25 protein-coding genes are annotated in these 26,604 nt (G+C 68.6%); 12 read left to right on the forward strand and 13 right to left on the reverse strand.

The features are described 5' to 3' along the window. Positions 1-3 precede the first annotated feature (3 nt). The 5 genes from phnC to ASD42_RS05755 all read left to right on the forward strand — a co-directional run bounded on the left by phnC (position 4) and on the right by ASD42_RS05755 (position 5,804). Positions 4-816 (forward strand): phosphonate ABC transporter ATP-binding protein, encoded by an 813-nt coding sequence (phnC, locus tag ASD42_RS05735; protein ID WP_056811134.1) that lies wholly within the window; start codon positions 4-6, stop codon positions 814-816. Continuing rightward, positions 813-2,381: a phosphonate ABC transporter, permease protein PhnE gene (gene phnE, locus ASD42_RS05740; protein ID WP_056811137.1), complete on the forward strand. Its 1,569-nt coding sequence runs from the start codon at positions 813-815 to the stop codon at positions 2,379-2,381. Before phnC ends, phnE begins: the two co-directional genes overlap by 4 nt. Further along, entirely contained in the window at positions 2,357-3,379 is a 1,023-nt protein-coding gene (locus ASD42_RS05745) for a zinc-binding dehydrogenase (RefSeq protein WP_056811140.1), read from the forward strand. Before phnE ends, ASD42_RS05745 begins: the two co-directional genes overlap by 25 nt. A gap of 105 nt (positions 3,380-3,484) precedes the next feature. Then, positions 3,485-4,558 carry a phospho-N-acetylmuramoyl-pentapeptide-transferase gene (gene mraY, locus ASD42_RS05750; protein ID WP_056811143.1) on the forward strand — a complete coding sequence of 358 codons (1,074 nt, stop codon included), beginning with the start codon at positions 3,485-3,487 and terminating at the stop codon, positions 4,556-4,558. Positions 4,559-4,610: 52 nt separating this feature from the next. Next, positions 4,611-5,804 carry a hypothetical protein gene (locus tag ASD42_RS05755; RefSeq protein WP_235569315.1) on the forward strand — a complete coding sequence of 398 codons (1,194 nt, stop codon included), beginning with the start codon at positions 4,611-4,613 and terminating at the stop codon, positions 5,802-5,804. Here ASD42_RS05755 and ASD42_RS05760 read toward each other — a convergent pair. Continuing rightward, complete coding sequence (locus ASD42_RS05760; protein ID WP_235569316.1) at positions 5,770-6,723, reverse strand: hypothetical protein; 954 nt, start codon at positions 6,721-6,723, stop codon at positions 5,770-5,772. The genes ASD42_RS05755 and ASD42_RS05760 overlap by 35 nt on opposite strands. A 373-nt stretch (positions 6,724-7,096) precedes the next feature. On the opposite strand from ASD42_RS05760, the gene ASD42_RS05765 reads away from it, so the two are divergent. Further along, the gene (locus ASD42_RS05765; protein WP_056811146.1) at positions 7,097-9,058 is read left to right on the forward strand and encodes a hypothetical protein; all 1,962 of its coding nucleotides are present in this window, start codon (positions 7,097-7,099) and stop codon (positions 9,056-9,058) included. Positions 9,059-9,145: 87 nt separating this feature from the next. On the opposite strand, the gene ASD42_RS05770 is transcribed toward ASD42_RS05765, so the two are convergent. Further along, positions 9,146-10,090 carry a LysR family transcriptional regulator gene (locus ASD42_RS05770; protein ID WP_056811150.1) on the reverse strand — a complete coding sequence of 315 codons (945 nt, stop codon included), beginning with the start codon at positions 10,088-10,090 and terminating at the stop codon, positions 9,146-9,148. 63 nt (positions 10,091-10,153) lie between these two features. Beyond that, positions 10,154-11,662 (reverse strand): flavin-containing monooxygenase, encoded by a 1,509-nt coding sequence (locus ASD42_RS05775; protein WP_063893568.1) that lies wholly within the window; start codon positions 11,660-11,662, stop codon positions 10,154-10,156. Between the two features lie 97 nt (positions 11,663-11,759). Between ASD42_RS05775 and ASD42_RS05780 the strand changes: the two genes are divergently transcribed. Beyond that, complete coding sequence (locus ASD42_RS05780; protein ID WP_056811153.1) at positions 11,760-12,299, forward strand: GNAT family N-acetyltransferase; 540 nt, start codon at positions 11,760-11,762, stop codon at positions 12,297-12,299. 60 nt (positions 12,300-12,359) lie between these two features. On the opposite strand, the gene zapE is transcribed toward ASD42_RS05780, so the two are convergent. Further along, entirely contained in the window at positions 12,360-13,379 is a 1,020-nt protein-coding gene (zapE, locus tag ASD42_RS05785; RefSeq protein ID WP_056811156.1) for a cell division protein ZapE, read from the reverse strand. 35 nt (positions 13,380-13,414) lie between these two features. Between zapE and ASD42_RS05790 the strand changes: the two genes are divergently transcribed. From ASD42_RS05790 to msrB, 4 genes are all read left to right on the forward strand, one after another. Further along, a complete protein-coding gene (locus ASD42_RS05790; RefSeq protein ID WP_056811158.1) occupies positions 13,415-14,176 on the forward strand; it encodes a pyrimidine reductase family protein in 762 nt (253 codons plus the stop codon). A gap of 32 nt (positions 14,177-14,208) precedes the next feature. Further along, positions 14,209-15,762, forward strand: coding sequence for an alpha/beta hydrolase (locus ASD42_RS05795; protein ID WP_056811161.1), 1,554 nt, complete (start codon positions 14,209-14,211; stop codon positions 15,760-15,762). An 84-nt stretch (positions 15,763-15,846) separates the two neighbouring features. Next, positions 15,847-17,178, forward strand: a complete 1,332-nt coding sequence (locus ASD42_RS05800; protein ID WP_200950383.1) for a glycosyltransferase family 87 protein — start codon at positions 15,847-15,849, stop codon at positions 17,176-17,178. 60 nt (positions 17,179-17,238) lie between these two features. Next, positions 17,239-17,676, forward strand: coding sequence for a peptide-methionine (R)-S-oxide reductase MsrB (msrB, locus tag ASD42_RS05805; RefSeq protein WP_056811167.1), 438 nt, complete (start codon positions 17,239-17,241; stop codon positions 17,674-17,676). A gap of 19 nt (positions 17,677-17,695) precedes the next feature. On the opposite strand, the gene ASD42_RS05810 is transcribed toward msrB, so the two are convergent. The 7 genes from ASD42_RS05810 to ASD42_RS05835 all read right to left on the reverse strand — a co-directional run bounded on the left by ASD42_RS05810 (position 17,696) and on the right by ASD42_RS05835 (position 23,609). Continuing rightward, complete coding sequence (locus ASD42_RS05810) at positions 17,696-18,520, reverse strand: SDR family NAD(P)-dependent oxidoreductase (protein ID WP_056811169.1); 825 nt, start codon at positions 18,518-18,520, stop codon at positions 17,696-17,698. Positions 18,521-18,581: 61 nt separating this feature from the next. Beyond that, complete coding sequence (locus ASD42_RS05815; RefSeq protein ID WP_056811172.1) at positions 18,582-19,778, reverse strand: NADH:flavin oxidoreductase; 1,197 nt, start codon at positions 19,776-19,778, stop codon at positions 18,582-18,584. Beyond that, entirely contained in the window at positions 19,775-20,353 is a 579-nt protein-coding gene (locus tag ASD42_RS05820) for a TetR/AcrR family transcriptional regulator (protein ID WP_056811177.1), read from the reverse strand. Before ASD42_RS05820 ends, ASD42_RS05815 begins: the two co-directional genes overlap by 4 nt. A 62-nt stretch (positions 20,354-20,415) precedes the next feature. Continuing rightward, positions 20,416-22,287, reverse strand: coding sequence for a hypothetical protein (locus tag ASD42_RS05825; protein WP_056811179.1), 1,872 nt, complete (start codon positions 22,285-22,287; stop codon positions 20,416-20,418). A gap of 125 nt (positions 22,288-22,412) precedes the next feature. Further along, positions 22,413-23,108 carry a hydrogen peroxide-dependent heme synthase gene (gene hemQ / locus ASD42_RS05830; RefSeq protein WP_056811181.1) on the reverse strand — a complete coding sequence of 232 codons (696 nt, stop codon included), beginning with the start codon at positions 23,106-23,108 and terminating at the stop codon, positions 22,413-22,415. A 43-nt stretch (positions 23,109-23,151) separates the two neighbouring features. Then, the gene (locus ASD42_RS34260) at positions 23,152-23,310 is read right to left on the reverse strand and encodes a hypothetical protein (RefSeq protein WP_156677388.1); all 159 of its coding nucleotides are present in this window, start codon (positions 23,308-23,310) and stop codon (positions 23,152-23,154) included. An 83-nt stretch (positions 23,311-23,393) separates the two neighbouring features. Beyond that, a complete protein-coding gene (locus tag ASD42_RS05835; protein ID WP_056811184.1) occupies positions 23,394-23,609 on the reverse strand; it encodes an HAD-IA family hydrolase in 216 nt (71 codons plus the stop codon). 138 nt (positions 23,610-23,747) lie between these two features. Here ASD42_RS05835 and ASD42_RS33650 point away from each other — a divergent pair, with 138 nt between their 5' ends. Continuing rightward, positions 23,748-24,002, forward strand: a complete 255-nt coding sequence (locus ASD42_RS33650; RefSeq protein ID WP_442938629.1) for a VOC family protein — start codon at positions 23,748-23,750, stop codon at positions 24,000-24,002. Here the strand turns inward: ASD42_RS33650 and ASD42_RS05845 are convergent. Together ASD42_RS05845 and hemE are read right to left on the reverse strand one after the other, a co-directional pair. Next, positions 23,999-25,360, reverse strand: a complete 1,362-nt coding sequence (locus ASD42_RS05845; RefSeq protein ID WP_056815523.1) for a protoporphyrinogen oxidase — start codon at positions 25,358-25,360, stop codon at positions 23,999-24,001. The genes ASD42_RS33650 and ASD42_RS05845 overlap by 4 nt on opposite strands. Positions 25,361-25,431: 71 nt before the next feature. Continuing rightward, positions 25,432-26,487 (reverse strand): uroporphyrinogen decarboxylase, encoded by a 1,056-nt coding sequence (gene hemE / locus ASD42_RS05850; protein ID WP_056811190.1) that lies wholly within the window; start codon positions 26,485-26,487, stop codon positions 25,432-25,434. Positions 26,488-26,604 lie beyond the last annotated feature (117 nt).

Consider the following 26,604-nt stretch of genomic DNA (forward strand, 5'->3'; position numbering starts at 1 on the left):
CTCGTGACCACTGCCGAACCCGGGCGGGTCGTCGCAGGCGACGATCTCGTCATCAGCGCGGGCCATGTGACCAAACGATTCGGGAGCACCCTGGCTCTCGACGATGTCTCGCTCGACGTGCACCGCAGCGAATTGCTCGTCCTGCTCGGCCTGTCCGGGTCCGGCAAATCCACCCTGCTGCGCTGCCTCAACGGCCTGCAGCCGGTGAGTTCGGGCACCCTGGAGGTCGGGGGCACGCGCGTGGACCAGGCCTCCGGGTCGGAACTCCGAGCGTTGCGCCGCAATGTCGGCTTCGTGTTCCAGGACTTCAATCTCGTCGGCCGACTGAGCTGCTTGGAAAACGTACTCATCGGCGGCCTGGCTCAATTGCGGCTGCCGCGCTACGGCGCGCTGACGTATCCGGCGAAGATGCGGGCTCGCGCACGCACCCATCTGGACCGAGTCGGGCTGGCCGACCTCGCCGAGCGGCGTGCCGACACGCTCTCGGGCGGGCAGCAACAGCGCGTCGCCATCGCTCGCACGCTGATGCAGCAACCCGCACTGGTGCTCGCCGACGAACCGGTCGCGTCGCTTGACCCTGAAAACGCTGCCGTCGTGATGGATCTGCTGTTCCGGGTGTGCATCGAGGAGAAGCTGACGGTGGTGTGCACGCTGCACCAGGTCGACCTCGCGCTCGGCTGGGCACACCGCATCGTCGGCCTGCGCAACGGACAGAAGGTGCTCGACCGGCCCGCGGTCGGGATGACCCGTGACGACGCGATGAGCATCTATCAGCGCGTGGACCCGGCGGTCATGTCCCGACCGGAACCGTCATGACCACCACGCTCGACAAGCCGCCGACGCGGCCACGGCTCGGACTACTGCACCTGGTCGCCCTTGCCTTTCTCGCCGCGACACTCGTCTGCGCCTGGTTCATCGACTTCGCGCCCGCCGCCCTGCTCGACGGCGCCGACGACGTGGTGGCGCTGCTGGAAAGGATGCTCCCGCCACGGCTGGACAATCCCGGGCGGATCGCCGACCTGGCGGTGCAGACCCTGCTGATGGCCGTCCTCGGCACGGTGCTCGCCGCGATCGCGTCAGTGCCGCTGGCCTTTCTGGCCGCGCGCAACACCAGCCCGCACCCTGCCGTCTACGCGGTGGCCCGCGCGGTCATCACGTTCTGCCGGGCCATGCCCGACCTGCTGTTCGCCGTGTTGTTCGTGCGCGCCCTCGGCATCGGCGTGCTGCCCGGCATTCTCGCGCTCGCGCTGCACTCGATCGGCATGCTGGGCAAGCTGTTCGCCGACGCGATCGAGGGGTCCGATCTCGGGCCACGCGAAGCCGTGCGGAGCACCGGTGTCGGGTATTTCCGGGAGATGCTCAATGCCGTTGTTCCGCAGGTGGTTCCGTCGTGGATCGGCACCTTCGTCTATCGGATCGACATCAATCTGCGGATGTCGGTGGTGCTGGGGTTCGTCGGTGCCGGTGGCATCGGATTCGCCCTGCAGGATGCGCTGCGTGGGCTGATCTATCCGCGCGCGCTCGGCATCGTCGGAGTCATTCTGGTCGTCATCACCGCGATGGAACTGCTGTCGATCGCGATCCGGCGCATGCTGCTCGACCCGGCGCACACCGGTCCGCGCCGCGAGCGGGTAGTCCGCTTCGGCTTCAGCGGGCTGCTGATCGGCACCACCGTGGCCGCGTTCGTGGTCCTCGATCTGAACCCGGTGTCGCTGTTCACCTGGATCGGCCCCTCGATAGAGATCTTCGGACGGATGATTCCGCCCGATTTCGGTGCGCTGGGGGCCGACCTGTTCGACGCCGCCGCCCAGACGGTGGCGATCGGCGTCGTCGCCACCGCGATCGGCGTGGTGTTCTCGCTGCCCTTCGGTGTTCTCGCCGCGCGCACTGTGACCCCGAATGCCGCGGTGTACTGGGTCGCGCGCGCCTGGATCCTGCTGGTTCGTGCGGTGCCCGAGCTCATCCTGGCCGTGGTGTTCGTCGCCGCGCTCGGGTTGGGGCCGGTGGCTGGTACCTGTGCGCTGGCCATCGGCTCGATCGGATTCCTCGCCAAGCTGGTCGCCGACGCGATCGAGGAAATCGAGCCGGGGCCCATGGACGCGGTGCGTTCGATCGGGGGTGGCTGGTGGAAGGTTCTGTTCGCCGCCGTGCTTCCGCAGTCGATGCCCGCGATCATCGGGTCCGGCCTGTACCTGCTCGATGTCAACGTGCGCACCTCGACGATCCTCGGCATCGTCGGGGCAGGCGGCATCGGATTCCTGCTGTTCGAATCCATCCGCACGCTGAACTTCGACGTCGCGGGCGCCATTGTGATCGTCATCTTCGTGATCGTCTACGCCATCGAAAGGTTGTCCGGATGGATCCGGTCTCGTCTCGTCTGACCACCGCCGCGATCTGGGTCGGCGGCGCGGACATCGACCTGTGCCCGGTCGAGATCCCCGATCTCGCCGACGGTGAGACGCTCGTGCGAGTGCAGCTGGCGACGGTGTGCGGCAGTGACCTGCACACCGTCACCGGTCGTCGGGCGGGCGCGTGCCCGTCGATCCTCGGCCATGAAGCCGTGGGTGAGGTGGTCGCGGTCGGCGCGGGCGCGCCCGCGGCCGTCGGGCAGCGTGTGATCTGGTCGGTCACCGTCGCGTGCGGGGACTGCGCACGGTGCCGGTCGGGGCGCACCGCCAAGTGCAGCTCGGTCCGCAAGGTCGGCCATGAGCCCTTCCACGGCGACTGGCCGCTGTCGGGCGCGTACGCCGAGCACATCGTGCTGCCGCGCGGCACGACGACAGCCGTTGTTCCGCGGGACCTTCCGGATGCGGTAGCCGCGCCCGCCGCGTGCGCCACCGCGACCGTCATGGCCACCCTCGAGGCCGCAGGCGAGCTGCGAGGACGCCGCGTCCTCGTCGCCGGGGCGGGCATGCTCGGGCTCACCGCCGTGGCCGCGTGCGCGGAGGCCGGTGCCGAGGTCCAGGCGGTCGACATCGATCCGCAACGGCTGGCCATGACCTCTCGGTTCGGCGCCATGGCGGCAGACACCGACCCCGTGCATATCGCCATCGACTACACCGGGTCACCGAAGGCCATCGACGCGGCACTGGCTCGCCTCGACGTCGGCGGCGTACTCGTGCTGGCGGGCTCGGTCGCGCCGGGGCCGCCACTGGCGGTGGACCCGGAAATCCTGGTCCGACGCTGGCTCACCATCACCGGCGTGCACAACTACGAGCCGCGACACCTCCATCGAGCCGTCGACTTCCTGCACCGCACCGTGCACCGGTTCCCGTGGCACGAGCTCGTTGCCGAGCCTGTCCCCCTCTCCCGGGTCGCCGCCGCGCTGGAACGGCCGCCGACCGGCATCCTGCGTACCGCCGTGGCCCCTCAGATGTAACCCAGATCACTCTCGGCACGGTTTCAGAGTGAGCTCCCCTAGTATCGGCACACGGAATCGCCGGGCGGGTCCGGTGCGGGACCGGCGGCACGAAGGGGCAATCGAGTGAGGCAGATCCTGTTGTCGGCGGGGATCGCTCTGGTCGTCACCATCACGCTCACGCCCGGGTTGATCCGGGTCTTCGCGCGACGGGGGTTCGGACAGGAGATCCGCGTCGACGGGCCTGCCAGTCATCAGGCCAAACGCGGAACGCCCACGATGGGCGGGTTGGCGATCGGGGCCGGGGTCTGGGCCGGGTATCTGGGATCGCACCTGATCGGGTTGCTGTGGGATGCGCCGGGACCGAGTGCGTCGGGGGTGCTGGTGCTGCTGCTGGCGTCGGCGCTGGGCGTGGTCGGTTTCCTCGATGACTCGATCAAGCTGCGAAAGCACCGCAATCTCGGGCTGACCGCGGCAGGCAAGTACGTCGGGCAGATCGGGGCCGCGGTGGTGTTCGCCGTGCTGGTGCTGCGCTTTCCCGGCGCCACGGGACTGACGCCCGCCGGTCGCAACCTGTCCTATGTCCGCGATATCAGCACCATCACCTTCGCGTCGCTGTTCTTCGTCGCGTTCATCGTGTTGCTGGTGGTCGCGTGGTCGAACGCGGTGAACATCACCGACGGGCTCGACGGGCTGGCGGCGGGTTCGATGAGCCTCACGCTCGGCGCGTACGTGGTGATCACGCTGTGGCAGTACGACAACTCGTGCGAGATCAGCCCCGGACGCGGCTGCTACAACGTGCGCGATCCGCTCGACCTGGCGATGGTCAGTGCCGCGGGCGCTGCCGCGTGCATCGGATTCCTCTGGTGGAACGCGGCGCCGGCCAAGATCTTCATGGGCGACACCGGTTCACTCGGCCTGGGCGGCCTGCTCGCGGGGCTGTCGATCACCAGCCGCACCGAGCTGCTCGCCGTGGTGATCGGGGCGCTGTTCGTCGCCGAGGTCATGTCGGTGGTGCTGCAGATCGTGGTGTTCCGCACGACCCACACCCGACTGTTCCGGATGGCGCCGTTCCATCACCACTTCGAACTCAACAATTGGCCCGAGACCGCGGTGATCATCCGGTTCTGGGTGCTGGCCGGGATCGCGTCGGCGACCGGACTGTGCCTGTTCTACAGCGAGTACCTGACCTCGCTCTAGTTGTCGGGGCCTGCGGCTACGCTGACTCGACCGAGCGAGGGAGGTCGCCGCTGTGAGTGCCGAGATCGTCGTGCCACCGGGTCACGATATCGCCGCCGACGTCTCGTTCGAGCTGGAGGAGCTCGATGAGCTGGTCGGCGAACTCCTCGCCGAGCACGCCGAACGCGCGGCCCGCGACGCGCGCATCGTCGCGTTGCGCCTCGGGATCGGTGGACAGCGCCCGGAAACCCTCACCCGGATCGGCGCACGCTACGACCTGGCCCGCGACCGGGTCCGTCAGCTCTACGCCAAAGCCATCGGGCGGATCGTGCGCGAAGCCGCCCGCTCGGGACACCGGTCGGCGAAGGTGTTCGCACACCGCTATCCGGTCGAGGCGGGTGATCTGCGCTTGGTGCGCATGCTGCTGGCCGAGACCTACGCGACCGATACCGACCTGGTGGCCATGGAATGGTCCTATCTCAAGCTCCGGCTCGCCGGACACGAACAGGGCGACGCCAAGCGGGTCGCCGGATACGTGATGCAGCGAATCCTGGGCTGGCAGAAGAAGACTGCCAGCATCCTGGCCAAGCTACAGGTGCCAGAGGAAGGCGCCGACGATCTGCGGGCACTGCTGGCCGACGTCGAGTGGTCGACCGGGCCCGCCGCGCCGCTGCCGACCGAGTCGGCGCGGGTGGCCGACGGTGACGACGCCGACCGGGGACGGTTCTACTTGGCGAAGGCAGGCCGCGACGTCGCCTACGACTCCGCGATGGCGGCCCGACTGCTCCGAACCCTCGACGCCGACCCGTCGGTGGCGGCGTTCCAGGAAGAACCGACCGCGCTGACCTACCACTTCGGCGGCGAGGACCAGGTCCACTATCCGGCGGTCGCCGCACAGCTCACCGACGGCCGCACCGTCCTGGTCGACGTGGTCCCGTTGGGCCGTATAGCCTTCCACCGCAATCGGATCCAGAGCGAACTCGGCCGCGCCTACGCGCACGAGCACGGCTGGGGCTGGCTCGCCTGGACCGGCAGCGCGCTCGGCACACGCCAGCTCCAGGCCCGCACGATCGACTCCTCGGTCGAGCAACGCCTGGCCGCCGACCTGGAACAGGGCCCCTACGATCGCCAGGCGCTGGCTACGGCCAGCGCGGAAACCGGTCTCGATCTCCTCGATTTGGCCGGTCTCGTGCTACGCAACGACTGGCAGTGGGACCGGTTGCCGATGCGGCTCAGCGCGTCACCATCGCGCCGACCATCACGGTGAGGACCAACAGCATCGCGCAGCAGGTGAGCCACTGCCACTGATTCAGCATGCGATCCATCCGGCCGATGCTCGCGCGCAGGCTCGCCGCGGCGCGCTGCTGGGCGACGAGTTCACTGCGCAGTCCGGCCATCGTGATGGCTTCGGCGTCGGCGTTCACCCCGGCCCGATCGATCCGGTTGTGCAGACGGCCGACCAGCCGCTGCTTGTCTCGCACGGCCTGGCGCGAGACCGCCAGCTCCACCCGCTGGTCACGCAACTCCGTGCGCTGGTGCTCGATCATCGCGGCCTGTGCCGCGGTGTGCCGTTCCCAGGTGCCCACGTCGGCCCACCCTCCTGTCTTGAGATCTGCGTGCCCCCAGTGGATTTCGCCCGACACCCAGCCTTCGAGAACATCACGCAACTCCGTGCTGCCACGAGTCGGCGCGGCGAAACCGGTCTGACCCGCGGCGAGCATGCCCTGGTCGACGCGGTAGTCGGCGGCCGCGGGCGCGAAGTCGGCGATGCCGACCGCGGGGACCAGCGGCACCCAGAAACCCTGCGGGCATACCCACAGCACATCGTCGATTCCGGCCGCCTGCAAGCGTTTCCGGTGGGCGCGGGCCGCGGTGATGTCGAGTGGACCGCTGCGCACCTCGACCACGCAGCGCCGGTCACCTCGGCGCCAGTAGATGTCGACCGGGATGTCGTCGATCCGCGCGTCGACCTCGGCCTCGTCGGCGCCCGCCGCGGTGAGCCTGCCACAGATCCAGTGTTCGAGACGCTGCGTATTCCATTGCATCGCGGCACATTCGGGGCAACCACAGCCATACCCGGTCCGCTCGGTGACGGCGCGGCGGCTGCCCTCGGAAATCCCCAGTTCGTCGAGCAGCGCCTGTCGTCCACACGCCACCTGGGTCTCGCTCAGCCGCTTCGTCCTCACACCATCACTCCCTCACCAAGGGACCCGTCGTAGGCTCACGCGCACGTCCTGGACATCAGGTTCCCGCAGCCACCGAAAAGGCGCCAGCCCCCTTGACCCGCGTTCGGGTGCGTCACCGCCCGGTGATAGATATCACAAACGCGACTCTGCTTGTATATCAAGCCATTTCATTGTGCCAACGTCGCACAAAGACGCCTAGATCTTGATCATTTCGATACAAAGACCTGCCTGTTGCCTGTCCGTTTCATCCTGATTGCGAATCAGTTCGGCGCGTCGCGTAGGCAGTGACGACAACGCGTGCTGTCGCCCCGATGGATATGATCGCTGCGGCCGAGGCGGGCACGCTCGGGCGACCACGGGAAGTAGGGTGTGCATGAACCACGCTGAGCACGACGAATCCATCGGGTCGATGCTGGCGAGCATCGCCACGGCGCTGCGCGAGGTCAGCGACAAGCTCGATATCGTCGCCGCGCGGGTCCAGCTCGATGTACCCACCTTCCCGGTCGACGAGGATCTGCCCGACCACATCCGGATCAGGCGCCTGGAGTCCTGGGCATTCCGTGCGTCACAGGACATTTCACGCCTGAGTTCTCGCCTCGATGCCCTGGACAACGACGGCGAGCCCGATGCGGGCCGTCCGGCCCGGGTCACGCGCAGCCGCCGCGAGGTCCGCGAAGCCGCGGAGGCCGCCGAACGCGCCACCGATGGACTGGATGACCAGCAGCGGCCTTCCGATCCCTTATCGCCGCACCGGAACCGCGATGACGACGGCTCGCGGCCCCCGCTCGAGCGCCGCAACTCCCCCGCCCGGCCGACCACCGACCACCTCGGCGATCCCACCGCCTTGGCCGCGACGCCGGTCCCGCGCACCGAGACGGCGGCATCCTTCGGCCAACCGGCCTCGTTCGACAGTGATCCGGTCGTCGCGGCCGGCGGCAACGGCGGGGGTGGCGAACCGCCGAGTCGACGGCCTGCGCCCACGCGGCTCAGCGGGGCAGCGTCGACCGGCAGCGCGTCCGGCGAGAGGGTAGGGGCCGCCTCGGTCGGCAACAGGACGTCGACCAACGGGACCAACGGCGCCGCCTACGGCGTGGCCGGTGACATCGCGTCGCCACGCAACGGCACCCCGGTGCCCGCGGTGATCGGAACGGTCTTGACGGCACCGGCTGTCGAGCGCACACCCGGACCGAGCGCACCGGCCTCGACGAGGGCCACCACAGCGGCGCTCGTCGAGGATCGCACGCCCACATCAGGCCCCGATGACGCGAACCACGACACAGCGTCGGGAAGTGACACCGCGGCGATCGCGACCCTGCCGGGAAGCGCGGATGTGAGCACCGTCGTACGCGAGGGTGACGTGACGATCGGCGGCGCCAACGGGTTCGGCCTCGGTTCCGGCGCGATGAAGGACGTTTCGGGCTCACCGGTCGAAGCACAGTCGGCGCGGACCGAGTCTGGAGACCCGCTGACGGGGGAAATCAGCTCCGATGCCGGTATCGAGCGGGCCCGCCCGGCTAAGAAGCCGACCGAGGATGAAGCCGCCCGAGGCGACCGACTAGGCGTCCCGTCGCCGGACAGACTGTCCAGCAACGGGAATGGTGTCACCTCAGCGCAGGCCGGGTCCGGGGGCAACACCGCCAATGGCATCCACTGGTCCTTCACCGAGGAACCCACGCCGACGATCCCGGACCGAAACGACCACGCCCGCAACGGCTTCACCACCGGCTCCACACGCCGGGCCGAATCCCTGTTCGACGATTTCACCCCGCACGACCGCCTGACCACCGGCGAGACCCCCGAGCCGCAGATCGTGTCGGGCCCGCCCCCACGTCTCACTCCACCGACTGAACTCACCACCCAGCCGAACCACGTCTCGGTGGATCCGCCGCGCGTCGGTAGCTCCTCACACGGCAGCGGCACACCGGATATCAGCGACAGCCCGGCCTCCCCGAGTCGACCGGCGAACACCGGCGGGCTGCCCGGCCACAACGGTCGGCCGGACCACGCACCGCTCACGAGTCACGCGGCGCCCACGAATCACGATCACCCCGCCGACGACCCGGCCGTCGCCGATCCACCGACCCTCGGCCTGCCGACCGGCCGCGGCCTGTCGACGAGCCCGTCCGATCCCCTCGAACGCCCTGTGGCCGACCCGATTCCGCCGACCGCCACCGACTCGGCCGGGATCACCGTCACCGGCACCTACCGCGCCTTCGACATCGAACGCGCCCACGTCGACAAGCTGCAGGCCATGCTCGACGAGCTGAAACGCTCGGCCGGTCTCCCGCCGGGCCGCCGCGACGTCTTCGGACCGCCGACCCCGGACCTCGGCTGAGCCGACCTCCGGCCACACGAGAGCTCCGCGACAGCGGGAACTTCCAGCTCAGCCCCGCACGAACGGCTGACGAGCGCGCCGCGTGCGTCAGGCGGGCTTCGCCAGCGGGACGAGGCCCGGGTCCACGTCCGGCTTCGGGGCTTCGTGCGCGACGGCGCCGATGAGGTCGCGCAGGGCGCGATGGCCCGCGTCGGCGGTATTGCGCGGATGCCAGGCCATGGCGACGACGGGTGCCGGTAGCGGCAGCGGGATCTCGAACATCGCCAGGCCGAGCGCGGTGCGTGCGGCGCGGGACAGTAGTTCCGGTGCGGGGCAGACCAATTCGGTCGAGGCGAGGGTGAGCAGCGCGGTGGGCAGGTCGGCGACGGTGGCGACCACTCGGCGGGTGCGCCCGTGCAGGGCGAGGCGGTCGTCGATCGGGCCGTGCGTGCGACCGGTGGGGGAAACCTCCAGATGGCGCGCCGAGGCGTAGGCGGCGACGGTGGGGCGGTCGGTGGCGAACGGGTGGTCGGGAGCGGCGACGCCGATCCATCGATCGGTGAACAGACGCTTGACCACCGTTTCCGGATCGGTCTGCCCGATCATGCCGACTTCGACGTCGACCCGACCGTCGCGCAGCGCCACCGCGCCGTCGGCGGCGTCGGCCGCGAGCAGCCGCACCGTCACCCCTGGCAGCTGGGCGTGGACCGCTGCCAGCAATGGACCGGACAGGTGGGCGCCCACCGAATCACCGACGCGGACAACGAAGTCGCGGTGCCTGTCTGGTCCGTGTCCGTCGCGGGCGGTGAGCAACATCCGTCCCTGATCGACCAGGCTCGCCACATCGTGGCGCAGTTCCAGCGCTCGCGGGGTCGGCACCATCTGTCTGCCGGAGCGAACGAGCAGCGGATCGCCGAGCACCTCGCGCAGTCGGGTGAGGGTGCGACTCATCGCCGAGGTCGAGGTGTGCAGTCGCCGGGCCGCCTCGGTCACGCTGTTGGTGTCGAGCAGCGCGTCGAGAGCGAGCAGTAGGTTCAGATCCAGCGCGTCCACGCGAGGATTATCACCAACGCACCGATCGCCGTCGGCGTTGCCGACGGCGATCCGGCGTGTCGGCTACCGCTCGGCTACGGGCGCCGGCGTCGGCGCCGCGGGAGCGGCCACCGCGCGAGTGCGCAGCACCCCGCGGTAGGACGACGGCCGCACGGGTCGCACCCACTGCGCCAGCCTCGACATCAACGGCAGCGGCGTGCCGAGATCGTCGAGCATCTCGTCGATATTGGCCAGCGAGAACGGGACCACCGAGGCACCGTGCGCGTGGTTTCCGTCGCTGCGCTCGCGCGACCACTCCAGGCGCGCGTCGATGTCGTTGTTCATCAGCTCGGCCATCGGCGGCACGAACCTGCCCGTGAGCAGGCCGGCGATCCAGTGCGCGCCCACCTCGGCGCTGAGCGCGCTCACGTGGGAACTGTTGTAGCCGGCGAAACTCAGGTTGGGGATCTCCACCGGCAGAATGTGGCGGTAGAGCCGGAAATCGCTCGTCTCGTCGGTGAGGGCGCGCCGCACGAACGGGGTGAGGAACGGCACCTCCTGCCGGTATCCGGTGGCGCAGACGACGATCTCGGCCAATTTCAGGCTGCCGTCGGCCAGGCGCACCGCGGGACCGTGCCGCCCACCGATCAGTTCGGTGATCTCGGTGTCGCGGTGCACGCCGATCCGGCCCGCCTCGACCTGCTCGGTGAAGCCTTCGGTGGCCAAGCTCGCGCTGCTGGTGCCGATCTCGGAGATCGGGCCCGTCGGCACCAGATCGAGCTCACGCAGCCGCAGCTTGCGCGTCACCCGCTCTTGCAGCAGGTCCATGTTCGCCTGGCGCAGTGCGAGCCGGTCGAGTAGTCGTTCGGCGCGGTGCGGGAAGCGGGAGGGGAAGTGCGCCTCACCCGCGCGGGTCAGCAGCAGGCGCTCGTAGTCGGCGCCGAAGCCGAGTTTGCGCGGCATCTTCCAGGTGAGTCTGCGCGCCACCACGGTGGTTTCGTCGGCGATATGGCTGACGGCCTCGGCCACGTCACAGGCGGACTTGCCGTAGCCGAGCACGACCACCGAGCGGTCGCGCGCCTGCTCGACATCGTGGAACTCCGAGACGTGGCACAGTCGCCCGCCCGCGGCACGGAAAGCCGCGGCGCCCGGCAGGTCGGGCAGCACCGGGTCGCTGTAGACGCCGTTGGCGACGATCAGGTGATCGCAGGTGGTGCGGTGCCCGCCCATCTCGTCGCGGATCTCGAGCAACCAGCCGCTGTCGACCGGGTCGGCCGCCACCACCTCGGTGCCGAGTCGCAGGTGCGGGCCGAGGCCGAACTCCTGCACGTATCCGGCCAGGTAGGCCTGCATCTGCTGACCGTCGGGCCAGCGGGGGAAATCTTCGGGCATCGGGTGATCGCTGAACGCGTACGTGGCCTTGCTGTTCTGCGCGCGAAGTCCTGGATACCGGCGGGTGGCACTCCACACACCGCCGACGTCGGGGGCCCGGTCGAAGACTTCGACCGGGAAACCCGCCTGACTCAATACCTTCGCGCAGGCCAAACCCGCCACTCCCGCACCGACGATCCCGATGCGGCTACCGCTCGTCATGCGCAGGACAGTACTCGGCAAAGTAGGCCCGGTGCCACCGCACTGTATCGGCCCACAGTCCCGTCGCAGCTGAGGCGAGCCATGCTGTACTGGAAGGATGACCAACAGTTCCGTCGTCGTCGACCGGGCCGGGCTCTGGGACGCCGAGGCGCTCAGCGATGTCGCCGCCGCGACCTTTCCGCTGGCCTGCCCGCCCGAGGCCACCGCGGCTGACATCGAGATCTTCCTCGAGCAGATGCTCTCCGGCGAACGCTTCGGCGAATACCTGTCCGACCCGGACCGGACAGTGCTCAAGGCCGTGGAGGGTGACGAGATCGTCGGCTACGCCATGCTCGTCGCGGGCAGGCCGAGTGACCCCGAGGTCGCCGCGCGGGTGAGCGCCGGGTCGGTGGTCGAGCTGAGCAAGATGTACGTGCTGCCCGGACACCACGGCAGCGGCGTCGCCGGGGCGATGATGGAGGCCGCGGTCGATACCGCGCGGCTGGCTGGCGCGGACGCGGTGTGGCTCGGAGTCAACCAGGCCAACGAACGCGCGCAGAAGTTCTACGCCAAGCACGGCTTTCGGCAGGTGGGCACGAAAACCAACACGGTCGGCAACCAGGTGCACGCCGACTTCGTCTTCGAGCGGACGCTGTGACAGGCGCCTGAGCGGCGTGGTCCGCGACGAGCCGAACAGTTCGACCCGTCGCGGACGCGCTTACGCGGTAGCGGCCTCGAAACGCGAGAGCGCGAGCAGACGCGAGATCGCGCGCAGGTACTTCTTGCGGTAGCCGCCGTCGAGCATCTCCGTCGAGAAGATCTCGTCGAGTTTGACGCCCGAGACCGTCACCGGGATGCTCGCGTCGTAGAGACGGTCGGCCAGCACGACCACGCGCAGTGCGACGGCCTGATCGGTCACGGTGTGCACATCGGAGATGAACACCGAGGCCACGCCCTGGATCAGCGCACCGAACTTGGACGGGTGCAGGGTGCTCAGATGCTTGAGCAGCACGTCGAATTCGTCGAGCGTGGACCCCGGGGTGGTCGCGGCACGCTCGACGAGCGACTCGTTCGAGGTGGGTTCCGGGGCGGGCGGCAGGTCGCGGTGGCGGTAGTCGGGCCCGTCGACGCGGACCGGATCGAAGATCGAGCCGAGCTTCTTGATCTCGCGCAGGAAGTCCGAGGCCGCGAAACGACCCTCGCCCAGCTGGCCGGGCAGCGTGTTGGATGTCGCCACGATGGAGACGCCACGGGCCGACAACTCGGTGAGCAGCCGCGAGACAAGCATCGTGTCGCCCGGATCGTCGAGCTCGAACTCGTCGATGCACAGCACGCTGTTGGCGGAGAGCCGTTCGACGGCGTTGTTGAAGCCCAGCGCGCCGACCAGGTTGGTGACCTCACCGAAGGTGCCGAACGACTTCGGTGCCGGGGAGCTGTGGAAGATCGAGGCGAGCAGGTGGGTCTTGCCCACACCGAAGCCGCCGTCGAGATACAGGCCCGCGCCCGACACGGCCTTCTTCTTGCCGAAGAGACTCTTCTTCGAGGCGGCCTTGTGGATTTTCTCCACCTGACCTGCGAATTCCTCCGCCTTGGCTACCGCGGCCGCCTGGCTCGGTTCCTGGGGGTCGGGGATGTAGGAGGCGAAGCTGACCTCGTCGAACATGGGCGGGGGCACCATCTGCGCGACGAGTTGGTCGGCCGGGACCTCCGGATGGCGATCGACAAGGCGTTCTTGCATGGACAAATGGTACGGACGTGGTTGCATCGATCCCTATGCAGCGTATCCACAATGTGACCCAGCTCGCAGACCTCGACCCCGACGCACTGGCCAGGTGCTATGCCTATCCGCGGCATCTGGACGGTCCCTGGGTGCGGGCGAACTTCGTGAGCAGCATCGACGGCGCGTTCACCGTCGACGGTGTTTCCGAAGGGCTGGGCACCGAAGCGGACAAGACAGTGTTCACGGTCCTGCGCGAGCTGGCCGATGTGGTCGTCATCGGCGCGGGCACACTGCGCGCGGAGAACTACGGCGGCGCGCACACGGACCCGCAACGCCGCATGGCGCACCACCGGCACGGCATCGGCGGTCACCCCGAGGGCACCCCGCCGCCGATCGCGGTGGTCACCGCCTCCGCCAAGCTCGATCCCGGCTCGAAATTCTTCACCGACGCCGAGGTGCCACCGCTGATCATCACCACGAGGCATGCGGACCCGGCGCAGGTCAGCGCCCTCGAGGACGCGGGCGCACAGGTGGTGGTCGCCGGTGAGGCCGCGATCATGCCCGCCGCGCTGATCCGGGTGTTCGCCGAACGTGGTCTGCACCGGGTGCTGTGTGAGGGCGGACCACATCTGTTCGGGCAGCTGGCCGAGGCAGGTCTGGTCGACGAACTGTGCCTGACCACCGCCCCGATGCTGGTCGGGGGCGCGGGCGGGCGAATCTCGCTGTCGGCGAGCTCATTCGACCTGCCGATGGCCCGCAAGCAGTTGGTGCTCGCCGAGGACGGCACCGTCCTGGCCCGCTGGGCCCGTCGATGAAACCTGGCGCCGAACCTGGCAGTGTGTAGCGCATGCGTTGGACTCGGGCCGCGGCAACGGCCGCGACACTGTCGATCATGCTCGCAGGTTGTGGGGCCGGACCGTCTGATCGGCCTGTCGTCGCCGTCGAGCGCCCGGGGGCCGGTGGCGCCCAGACCGAAGCGCCCGCGCCGCAGGACCTGGCCAAGGCGGAGGTGCCCAAGACCGATCTGGCCTGGCGTGACTGCACCGCGGCCACCCTGAGCTCGCTCGACTTCGGCGCCGCCCCCGCGGGGCTGATCCTCGACTGCGCCGAGTTCTCGACGCCGATCGACACCGCGGGCACCGTGCTCGGCACCTTCCGCGCGGGCGCCCTGCGGGCCCGTCTGCCGCAGACCCCCGCCGACGCGGCCCCGCTGGTGCTCACCTCCGGTTCGGACCGTTCGTCGGCGTCGACGCTGGCCGGTCTGGCGATCGGGCCCAACAGCGCGTTGCTGGCCGCGCAACCGATCGTCGCGGTGGATCGGCGTGGCATCGGCGCCTCCCAGCCCATCGACTGCATTCCGGCGCAGCTGCGCGCGGTGATGACCGACCTCGGCCAGACCGGGGTGGGCAACGCCGATCAGGTCGGCGCCGTCGCGGGCTTCAGCCAGGACGCCACCATCGCCTGCCGGGATTTCCTGCAGCCCTACGAGGGCACATTCGACGCACCGCACGCCGCCGACGACATCGAACAGCTGCGCAAGCAGTGGCAGGTCGACAAGATCAATCTGCTCGGCGCGGGCAACGGCGCCAAGGTGGCCCTGAGCTACGGCCGCCGCTACGGCGACCACCTGGCCCGGCTCGTGCTCGACGCTCCCGAACCGGTCGGCGCCGACGCCACGACCATGGCCGAGGCGCGCGTCACCGGCGCCGAAGCGGCGCTCACCGCGTTCGCGCAGCGCTGCAAGGCCGCCAACTGCGCACTCGGGGCCGACCCCCGTGCCGCGGTCGTGGCGTTGATGAACAAGGCGACCAGCGGCGGGCTCGGCGAGATCTCGGCCGCGGACCTGTCGACCGCGCTCACCGGTTTCCTGTCCAGTCCCCGTGGCGACCAGGCGAATCGGGTCACCGCACTGGCCGACGTCCTGGCCGCCGCCGACCGTGGCGATCGCGGACCGCTGTCGGCCATGATCGTGCGCGAGGCCGCCGCGATCACCTCCGACGGCGAGTTCGTCAACCGGTGCACCGACAGCCAGCAGCCCCCGACCGCGGACAAGGCCCGTGAACTCTCCCAGACATGGGCGAGCAAATATCCGGTATTCGGGCGCAATGCCGCCATCGGGCTGATGGTCTGCTCGGCCTGGCCGGTCTCCACCGCGGCGCCGCTGCCGACGAAACTCGACTTGCCGGTGCTGGTGTTCGCCGGTGCCGCCGATCCGATCGTCGGCGGGGCCGCCGCCTCGGTGACCGGCGCGCTCGGCTCGGCGGGGGCGCGGCACGCCACGATGACCTGGCAGGGCTGGGGGCATCCGGTCGTCACCCACTCCGGGTGCGCGCAGAAGGCCGTCACCGACTACCTCGCGGAGGCGAAACTGCCTGCCGACGGCGGCGCCTGCCCGGCCTGATCCGGTCGGGGCAACCGCCGGGTTCCGGCGCGTCATCCGGGTCCGGCGACACCATCGCAACCCGATCCGGTGTACCGTGCCCCAGTGTTGTTCCGACAGCTCGAGCCCCGTACCGCTCGCACCTCCGCCGAGGTGATCAAGTTCGCGCTCTGGCCCTTCGCGGTCATGATGGTGCTGAACCGCGTCTTCATCAAGGCGATCAACGGCTTCGTCACCGATGACTACCGGCCTGTGTACAACGCCTCGTTCGAGTTCCTGAACGGCAGGCCGCTGTACACCGCCGACTTCTCGTCGGTCGATCCGCACTATCTCTACTATCCGAGCGGAACGCTGCTGATCGCGCCGGTGGCGATCATCGACTACGAGCTGTCGCGCTGGCTGTTCATCGGGCTCAACGCTGCCGCGATCCTGCTCGCCTGGTACCTGCTGCTTCGCCTGTTCAAGTTCGGCCTCGGCTCCATCGCCGCGCCCGCGTTGCTGCTGGCGATGTTCGCCTCCGAGACGGTGACCAATACGTTGGTCTTCACCAACGTCAACGGCTGCCTGCTGCTGGCCGAGCTGGTGTTCATCACGCTGCTCCTGGCGCGTCGGGATCTCTGGGCCGGTGTGGCGCTCGGTTTGAGCATCGCGGTGAAGCCGACATTGGCGCCGTTGCTGCTGGTGGCGGCCGTTCGCGGCCAGTGGAAGGTGTTCATCACCGCGCTCGGTGTGCCGTTGACGCTCACCGCGATCGCCTGGCCGCTGTCGGCGGACCCCGAGAAGTTCTTCACCCGAGTTCTGCCGTATCTGGCGGAGACGCGCGACTACTTCAACAGTTCGGTCGGCGGCAACGGGCTCTACTACGGCTTGCCGGACTGGCTGATCCTGCTGGTCAAGGTGCTGATGGCCGGTGTGGTGGCGGTGTCGCTGTGGCTGCTGTGGCGTTACTACCGCCACGACGAGCTGTTCTTCGTCACCACGTTCTCCGGCGTGCTGCTCACTGCCTGGTTCCTGCTGCCCTCGCTGGGCCAGATGTACTACTCGATGATGGTTTTCCCGTTCCTGATGACGGTGGTGCTGCGCAATTCCGTGCTGCGCAACTGGCCCGCATGGCTGGCGATCTTCGGGTTCATGACCTACGACAAGTGGCTCTCCGATCGCTGGCAGGGCGTCGGCCGCAACCTCGAATACCTGCGGGTGACCTTCGGCTGGGGGCTGCTGCTCATCGTCGTGTTCTGTGTGCTCGGCGACCGGTATCTGGCTGCACGTCGCGAGGGCAGGCTGCAGTTCGGGATCGACCCGACCTGGATCGCGAACGCGCCCGATTCACGCGACGGCACCGACGAACCGGCGCCCGTCGCACCGATCGCACAGGACCCGCCGCACCGCGATGATCCGGTGGCGCCGGTCGAGGACCGCGAGCCCGCACTCAAGTAGTTATCGGCCGGTGACGCACCGCTCACGGCGCGCACCGGCCGAAACCATTAGCGTGGAGCCATGAGTTCCGATACTTCGTTGCCCACGCCGCGCATCCAGCTGACGCCGCAGCAATGGCGGGCGAAACTGGACCCCGAGGAATACGCCGTTCTGCGCGAGGCCGCCACCGAGCGCCCGTTCATCGGCGAATACACCGACACCAAGACCGAGGGCGTCTACACCTGTCGCGCCTGCGACGCCGAATTGTTCCGCAGCACAGAGAAGTTCGAATCCCACTGCGGGTGGCCGTCGTTCTTCGATCCCGCCGATTCCGACGCGGTGATCCTCAAGCCCGACGACACCCTGGGTATGCGTCGGGTCGAGGTGGTGTGCGCGAACTGCCACAGCCACCTCGGGCACGTGTTCGAGGGCGAGGGCTACCCCACCCCCACCGACCAGCGCTACTGCATCAACTCGATCTCGCTGCGCTTGCGCCCCGCGGAGGAGTCGACCAGCTGAAACCTGGAGATCAATCGCCTCAGCTGCGGGTCGGCGCGGTGCGCTCGGGGTAGACACCGTGGCCGACCTGCAAGTAGGACAGCCGATCGGCCAGTCGGGTGCTGAGCCTCCGGACAGCGTCGTAGACGTGGGCGTCCTTGCCGATCACGACACGGCCCTTACCCTTCGCGGTCGTATCCACGATGCGGCGCGCCACCTGCTCGGGCTGGGCGGAGAATCCCTTGGCGAGCCACTCGGGCGCACCCATCTGCTGGGCTACCTTGCGCACCAGGTCGGTCCAGACCGAACCCGGAAGCACCGTGGTCACCGTGACATTCGAGCGGCCACGCAAATCCTGCGCCAACCCGTAGCTGAACAGGGCGAGCGCGGCCTTCGACGCGCCGTACACCGCTGAGCCGGGCACCGGAACGATCGCCGACAGACTCGAGGTGTTCATGATGACGCCGCGGGGGCGTTGCAGCAGGTGCGGGAGGAAGGCCCGCGACATCCACACCGCGCCGAAGAAGTTCACCTGCATCAGCGTCTCGATCCGGGCGTCGCTGAGGTCTGCCACGGTCTGGAGTTCCTGGGCGATTCCCGCGATGTTGAACAGGCCGTCGACTCGCCCGTGGGCGGCGATCACCCTGCCGGGGAACGCGGCCACGGCGGCGCGGTCGCAAATATCGAGGGGGTAGACGGTGAAGCGCTCGCGGTCCGCGACCAGTGCGGCGGTGGCGGCCAACGCCCGCTCATCACGATCAGCGCCGACCACGATCGCGCCGCGGGCGACCAGCTCCGATGCGACGCATCGTCCGATGCCGTTCCCGGCTCCGGTGACGACGAAGACGCTGCCCTCGATCTGCATGCACGATCTCCCAATTGTTCGCTGTATGGCGGGCACGGTGCGCCTCCTCCGTCGGGTGTGTTCAGCCGAGTGTCAGCTGGATCGGCTCGCGCGACAGGGTGGGGCGGTACACGCAGCGCGTGCCCGAGTAGATGGTGGGCATGCATTCGTTGCAGTGCACGCATGCCGAGCGCGTGGATTCATCGGATTGAATGCGGCGCAACAGATTCGGCTCACGCAGCAGTGCCCGGCCCATGGCGACGAATTCGAAGCCCTCGGTCCTGGCCAGGCGCATGGTGTCGAGATTGGTGATGCCGCCCAACAGGATCAGCGGCATCGACAGTGCGCGCCGGAAGTGACGGGCCCGCTCGAGCAGGTACGCCTCCTGGTACGGGTACTCCTTCAGGAAGGACTTCCCGACCAGGCGGAACCCCAGGCGGGCCGGGTTGGGCAGGGTTTTCGCGAAGGAGCGGCGCGGGGGTGTGCCGTGGAACAACATCATCGGGTTCAGGAGCGAACTGCCCGCGGTCAATTCGAGGGCGTCGAGCGCGCCGTCGGCCTCGAGCCAGGCGGCCACCTGGAGCGATTGGGGCACGGTGAGGCCCCCGGCCTGGCCGTCCTCCATATTGATCTTGGCCGTGACCGCGATCCGATCACCCACGGCATCCTTGACCGCACAGGCGATTTCACGCGCCATTCGAGCCCGATTGAGCAGGGATCCGCCGTAGGCGTCCTTGCGCCGGTTCAGCAGCGGGCTCAGGAACGCGCTGGCCAGATAGTTGTGGCCGAAATGAATCTCCACCGCGTCGAATCCGGCCTGCTCGGCCAGGCGTGCGGCATCGGCGTGCGCGGCCACGGTTTCGGCGATCTCGGCGATGGTGGGAGTCTTGGTGAATCTCATGCCGAGCGGGTTGAACATCCGGCTCGGCGCGAGCGCGGGCACTCGATTGGAGGCCGCGTTGGCCACCGGTCCGGCATGACCGATCTGCGCGCTGGCCGCGGCGCCCTCCGCGTGCACGGCATCGGTCAGCTTCCGCAGTCCCGCAACGGCTTCCGGGCGCATCCAGATCTGATGCCGATCGGTGCGACCGCCGGGCGCGACCGCGCAGTACGCGACGGTGGTCATGCCGACACCGCCGGCGGCGACCTCCCGATGGAAGTCGATCAGTTCCTCGGTGACCAGGGCGTCCGGCGTGCGGCCTTCGAAGGTCGCGGCCTTGATCACCCTGTTGCGCAAGGTGATCGGACCCAGCTGGGCCGGTGCGAAGATGTCGTTCATAGCTGTTCTCCCGTCGGCGCGGTCAAACCGGCCACCACGAAATCTCGCAGTGTCTCCAGGTCCGGCTGCGCCATGCCGTGTTCCTCGATTTCGGGACTGCCGAAACGCATGATGATCAGATCGAAGGCGAGCATCCACCGACGGCGGCTCTCCCGGTCACTCACCTCCGGAAGGAGCGTGACCCACGTGCCCATCCGGAACCACGGGCCCCGCCACGTCGTGAGATGGCGTCCGAGCACGAACCTGGACAGCAGTCGAAGGTGCAAGCGACCCATGGGGTCGCCGGCGAGCTGGACGAAGGGGGCCAGGATCGTGTCGACGACGGCGGGTAGCGAGTCACGTCCCGCGCTCGCGCGGGCAAGACCATCGGCCCACAGTGGTCCCAGCCGGTCTTCGATCAGCGCACCGACCAGGGCTTCCTTCGATCCGAAGTGGTAGTGCACCGCGGCGGCGTTCGCACCGGCGGCAACACAGATGCCGCGCACGGAGACCTCGTCGTACGGCTCGGTCAGCAGCAGTGTTTCGGCGGCGATCAGCAGTCGCTGCCGCGTCCCCGTCTTGACCTCATCGACCATACCCAGAAGTGAAACACGTTTCAATCGGTATTTCAATCATTGATTGAAAAAGCTAGATGTGGTCAGACGAGACCGCGCACGTCCCACACCCACACGCCGTCCACCTGCTCGGACGGGATGCCGAGCAGGTCATCCACGGTGCGACGCAGGGCGTCAGTGCTCTGTGACGGCGGCAGCACCACCACATCGGCGCGCCAGTAACGCAGATCCGAGAGGGCCTGCTCGCGCAGAGCTCGGTCGATGACCGGAGCCGTATCGAACATCCGGACCAGCATGAGCAGAACCGCGGTGGGCCGGGGGTCGGCGCCGTAACCGGCCCCGCGGTCCGCGCCGCTCGGGCCGACGAAGTAGCCGCCGACGAGCGGGAAGGCGAAGTCGGCGTCGACCTGCCACCGCAGCGCGGTGGCGTCCGCCGAGGTGGGCGGCGGCACGATCACCACCGAGCCGTCCGAGACGTACTGCCGCACAGTGCCGTCGGCGAAGAACGCGGGCGTCGCGGGGCGTTCCTCGACGGGCAGCATGGTCGGCGCGATGGGCAGCAACGCGAAGGCCAGGGCGCCGAACCAGGCAACGGGCCGCCGCATCGAGGCAGAGGCACGCCACGATTCGATCGCCCGCTGGGTGCCGATGGCCAGGATTATCGCGATGACCGGAATGGCCGCCATGGCGAACCGTGATTCGATGATCCCGTTCAGTGGCGGGATCCACCCGAAAGCCAGCCACGGCATCGGCACCATGGCGAAGTCACCGTCGCCGAAGCGCACCACACCGTCGAACGACAGCACGATGCCGAGCGACAGCGTCGTGAACACCACGATGACGATCCCTGCGGCCCGCACGATGCGCTCGCGCCGCAGGAAGAACACGGCCACCGCGACGAGCAGAAGTAGTGGCCAACCGAAGTAGGCGTTGTCCTCGGTCGGATTGATGCTCACATCGGGGCCGAACGAGAACATGCTGCCCGCCGATTCCGGCGAGAACTGAAACAGCGACAGAACATCGTTGCCGACCCGGCCGATCCCGATGAATCGGTACGACTGCGGTCCGGCGAACTGCCACCACAGCCCGAAACCGGTAAGCGTCAGCGTGATCAGCGCCGCGAGCAGTACCGACGGGGCCGTTGCGCGCAGCGCGAGCACGATGGCGGGCCGGGTGCGCAGGTAAGCCAGGGCGAAGACCGCGAAGCCGAGCGCGAAGATCAGCAGCGGCTCCTCACCCAACGTGAGCTGCAGAGCGACCAGCAGTCCGAGCACGACGGCGGCGCGCGGTTGCCACACCGGTCGTGCCCCGACGGCGTTCTCCGCGTGCCGCGCCATTTTGATGACCTGCATTGCGATGGTAGGAAGCAACACCAGGACAACGAAATTCGCGTGCCCATTGGTGTGCGCGATCATCGCGGGCGCGAAGCCGCAGAACACGCCACCAACGGCCGCGGCGAATTTCGAGGTCACCAGCTCGCGCGAAAATACCCAGTACCAGGCGAACGCCGTGCCGGACAAGCCGAACGTGAGGGCCGACGCGAACGTGACGGTCGGCCCGAAAAGCAGGGTGACAGGCGTGAACGGTACCCCCCAGCCGTACATGAGGGTATTGGCCATCATGTTCACGCCGTCGGGATAATTCTGCAGCTGCGTGCTGAGCGGACTCCCCAGCTGGGTGATATTTCGCGCCGTGATGGCATTGAACCACTCGAAAAGCGTCTGGTCCTGATCGCTCTTGCTCAGGTACCCACTACGCGGGTTCGACCACAGCCCGGCGAGTACGAAAACCGCGAGCGACAGGTAGCAACCGGCGACGACCAGGTCGGTGCGCGCCGAGCGCAGCCACTGCGCCGGAGTGCGGCGCGACTCAGCCGTTTCCGGTGCGTTTCGATCGATAGCCGCTATAGCGGATCGGTCCTCTTCGGTCCGGTCCGTTCCCCACCCTGGTACCACGCGCGAATCTCTCTCACCCTCATAGCCACAATCGGCCCGCTCACGATACGTGAGCGCGAGACCGCTGCCACATCAGGCCGATGAGAAAGGCCCGCTTGATAATCGGGCCTTCGGTGTCCGCGTTGCTACGGCAGTGCGGTGATCAGCTGTTCGACCTCGACGCGCGGTCCGGTGAAGAACGGCACCTCTTCGCGCACGTGCAGCCGCGCCTCGGTGGCCCGCAGATCGCGCATCAGATCGACGATCCGGTGCAGCTCGGGGGCCTCGAACGCGAGAATCCACTCGTAGTCGCCCAGCGCCATCGAGCTCACGGTGTTGGCCCGCACATCCGGGTACCCACGTGCGGCCTTGCCGTGGTCGGCGAGCATCTTGCGCCGCTCCTCGTCGGGGAGCAGGTACCACTCGTAGGACCGCACGAACGGGTACACGCAGATGTAGTTCCCCGCGTCCTCCCCTGCCAGGAACGCCGGAATGTGGCTCTTGTTGAACTCCGCGGGCCGGTGCACCGCCACGTTGCTCCAGACCGGCGCACTCGCCCTGCCCAGCTCGGTGGTCCGCCGGAAGTCGGAGTACGCGGCCTGCAGATCCTCGACCCGCTCGGCATGGGTCCACAGCATGAAATCGGCGTCGGCCCGCAGCCCCGCCACGTCGTAGATCCCGCGCAGCACCACACCCTTGTCGGCGAGTCCGTCGAAGAACGCCTGCGCCTCCTTGATTGCCCCGGCTCGGTCCTCACCGAGCACGCCCGGCTGAATCTGGAACACCGAGAACATCAGGTATCGAATGGAGGAGTTGAGAGCCTGGAAGTCGAGTCGCGCCATGGATCTATGGTGCCACTGCGGCGTTTTCGCCCGCCGCTGGGGCTCAGTCCGCCACCGGCCTACTCGCCCGCCACGGCGAGGACTCATCACTGCCGAACACCGAGGTCACCGTCGTCACTTCACCGTCGTGAAGTTCGACAGGCCCGAGGTCGGGATCGAGGATCAGGCTCCGCGCGCTGCGCTGCTCACCGGCAATGGTCACAGCGGGCGATCATGCAGCATCGCTATCACCGATGTCCGATGACACGCCGCTGGTCAGCCGGGCCATCGACCTGACGACGAGTTTCAGGCCTCCGCGCCGAGTACCGCTAGATCGTCGATCCCGCGGAAATGAATGCCGGTCATGCCGAGCGACCGTGCTGCGGCCACGTTCTCCGGCCGGTCGTCGATGAACACACACCGGTCCGGCGCGACACCGGCCGCTTCGGCGGCGATCTCGTAGATGCGCAGGTCGGGTTTCGCGACGCCGACGGAAGGGCGGACCGGAATAGATTGGGGCAACGCACATCCAGTAGTCGCTCGCCGCGGAGGAGGATCGTATGCGTGTCATCAGCGTTATCGCCGACATTCCGGTTGCCGATATCGGAATCGCCCGGAGTTTCTCTGCGGACTATCTCGGGCTCGGGGATGAGGAGTTCAATGTGGGTTGGGTGGCACGCTACTCGTCACCGGAGACCGGGGCGAACATCCAACTCGTCACCCAGGACGCGACCGGCCCCGGAGAATCCTGTTGTTTCGGTCAAGGTCGACGATGTCGAGGCGGCGCTGGCCGCGGCGCAGCAGCGGGGATACGAGATCGTCTACCCGCTGACCACCGAGCCGTGGGGCATCACCCGATTCTTCGTCCGCGCACCTGATGGCAATGTCTTCAATATCGCCCAGCATCGGGATTAGCGCTGTGTGCTCTCGATGTACGCGGTAGCCACGCGTTCCGCGGCGGCGGTGCCCGAGGCGACGCAGGCGGGGACACCGACGCCATGGAGGTAGGCGCCCGCGACCGCGATGCCGTCGAGGGGAGCGATGGCGGATTCGAGTGTCGCGATCCGTTCGGTGTGGCCGGGGGCGTACTGCGGAAGGCCGCCGGGCCAGCGTTGGACGACCGCTTCGAGCGGGGTAATCGGAATGCCGGTGACGGTGGACAGGTCGGCGACCGCCGCTGCGACGAGGTCGTCGTCGGTCCACGACAGCGACTTGTCGTCGCCGAGGCGGCCGAAGGAGGCGCGGACCAGGGCGACGTCGCGCTCGGCCAGATGGGGCCATTTGCGGCTGGACAGGGTGAACGCCTTGGCGCGCAAGGGTTCTCCGGTGGCGACGAGGATGCCGGAGTTGTCCGGCAGTGGCGTGTCGCGCGGGAGGGCCATGGCGACGAGCGCCGAGGAGGACAGCTCGATACCGGCGGCGGCCTGGGCTGCTTCGGGCGCTACATAGTGCAGGAGGCGGGCGGCGACCGGAGCCGGCGTCGCGATGACCACCGCGTCGACGGCTCCGAGTGGGTCCACCACCCAGCCGCGCGGTGCGCGGGCTACGCGCGTCGCGGCCGTGGTCGTGACGAAACGGGCTCCCGAAGCATCGGCCAGCGCGGCGAGCAGGGCTCCGTAGCCATCGCGCAGACCACCGAACACCGGGGCCGAGCTGGGGGCGGGCATCGCCGCGCGGACGGCCTCGGTGAGACTCGAAGCACCGTCGTCGAGCGCCTCGGCAAGGGTGGGCAGCGCGGCGCGGACGCCGATGGAAGCACTGATCCCCGCATAGACCCCACCCAGCAGGGGATCGACGCTCCGCTCGACGACCTGCCTGCCGAAACGGTCACCCACCAGGGTCTGCACGTCGACGTCCGATCCTGGCTCCCAGTGCAGCGGACGCTGTGCCTCGACGGCGACCCGATCCAGCGTCGCAGCGTCGACCAGCCCGCGCAGCGACTCGGCATCAGACGGAATCCCCATCAGGGTGCGCCCCGGCAGCGGATGCGCCGACCCCTGCGCCCAGATCAGCGGCCGCTTTCCGGCAGGTCGCACCAACTGGTCGGCCAGGCCGAGTTCGTCCATCAACTCGATCACCTCGGGCCTGCGCCCAACGAACGCCTCGGCACCGAGATCGACTGGCTCCCCGGCCAATTCGCGGGTGTGCAGCACCCCGCCGATCCGCCCGCTCTGCTCGAGCACGACGATATCGACGCTGTCTCCCAGCCGCTGCCGCAACCGATAGGCCGCGACGAGCCCGCTGATTCCGCCACCGACGACCGCGATCCTCATGACACGACCGTAGCCGCGACGTGCCCCGCCGACGACGCGCACCCTGACCGACGTCGGCCGGGCATCGACCTCTACAGCGAGTGCACCAGCTCGACCAGCGCCGTCAACACGCCGGGATCGGTATCGGGCAGTACGCCGTGGCCGAGATTGAAGATGTGCCCGGTCGCGCCGAGCGTGATCGCCTCGTCGGCTTCGCGCACGATCCGCCGCGTCTCGGCCTCGACCGCGTCGAATCCGGCGAACAGGATCGCGGGATCCAGGTTGCCCTGCAAGCCTTTTCCGGCGCCGACCCGACGCACCGCGTCGGTGAGCGGCACTCGCCAGTCCACGCCGACCACGTCGGCGCCCGCCTCACCCATAGCGCCGAGCAGCTCGCCCGTGCCGACACCGAAGTGGATACGCGGCACTCCGGCGGCGGCGACCTCCGCGAACACCCGCTCCGAATGCGGCAGCACGAACTCACGGTAATCGGCCAGCGACAGCGCGCCCGCCCAGGAATCGAACAGCTGCACCGCGTCGACCCCGGCCGACAACTGGGCCTGCAGGAAGGCGATGGTGATGTCGGTGAGGGCGCCGAGCAGGGCGTGCCAGGTCTTCGGGTCGGCGTGCATCATCGCCTTGGTGCGCTCGTGCTGCTTGCTCGGCCCACCTTCCACCAGGTAGGAGGCGAGGGTGAACGGTGCGCCCGCGAAACCGATGAGCGGGGTGTCGCCGAGCGCGGCGGTGAGCAGTCGCACGCCTTCGGTGACCGCGCCGACCTCTTCGGGGCGCAGTCGCGGCAGCGCGCGCACGTCGGCTTCGGTGCGCACCGGCGAGGCGATGACCGGACCGACGCCGGGCACGATGTCGAGGTCGATGCCCGCGGCCTTGAGCGGAACGACGATGTCGGAGAACAGGATTGCCGCGTCGACGCCGTGGCGGCGGATCGGCTGCATGGTGATCTCACACACCAGCTCCGGGTCGAAGCACGACTCGAGCATGCCGACGCCCTTGCGTAGTTCGCGGTACTCCGGCAGCGATCGACCGGCTTGACGCATGAACCACACCGGGCGCCTGCTGGGCGTCGCGCCGGTGGCGGCGGCCAGGAAAGGGGCATCGGTCAACCGGCGGCGGGTGTAAGTGCTCATCGCCGTTCATCCTAAGCATCGAGCCCCGACCAACCGCACGCCCAGTCGAGGTGTGGGACCAACCACACGTTCGGTCCGCCGGATACCCGACACCCACCGGACCCGTTCGCGTCGCAC

This window comes from Nocardia sp. Root136 (genome assembly GCF_001427185.1).
Lineage (GTDB): Bacteria > Actinomycetota > Actinomycetes > Mycobacteriales > Mycobacteriaceae > Nocardia > Nocardia salmonicida.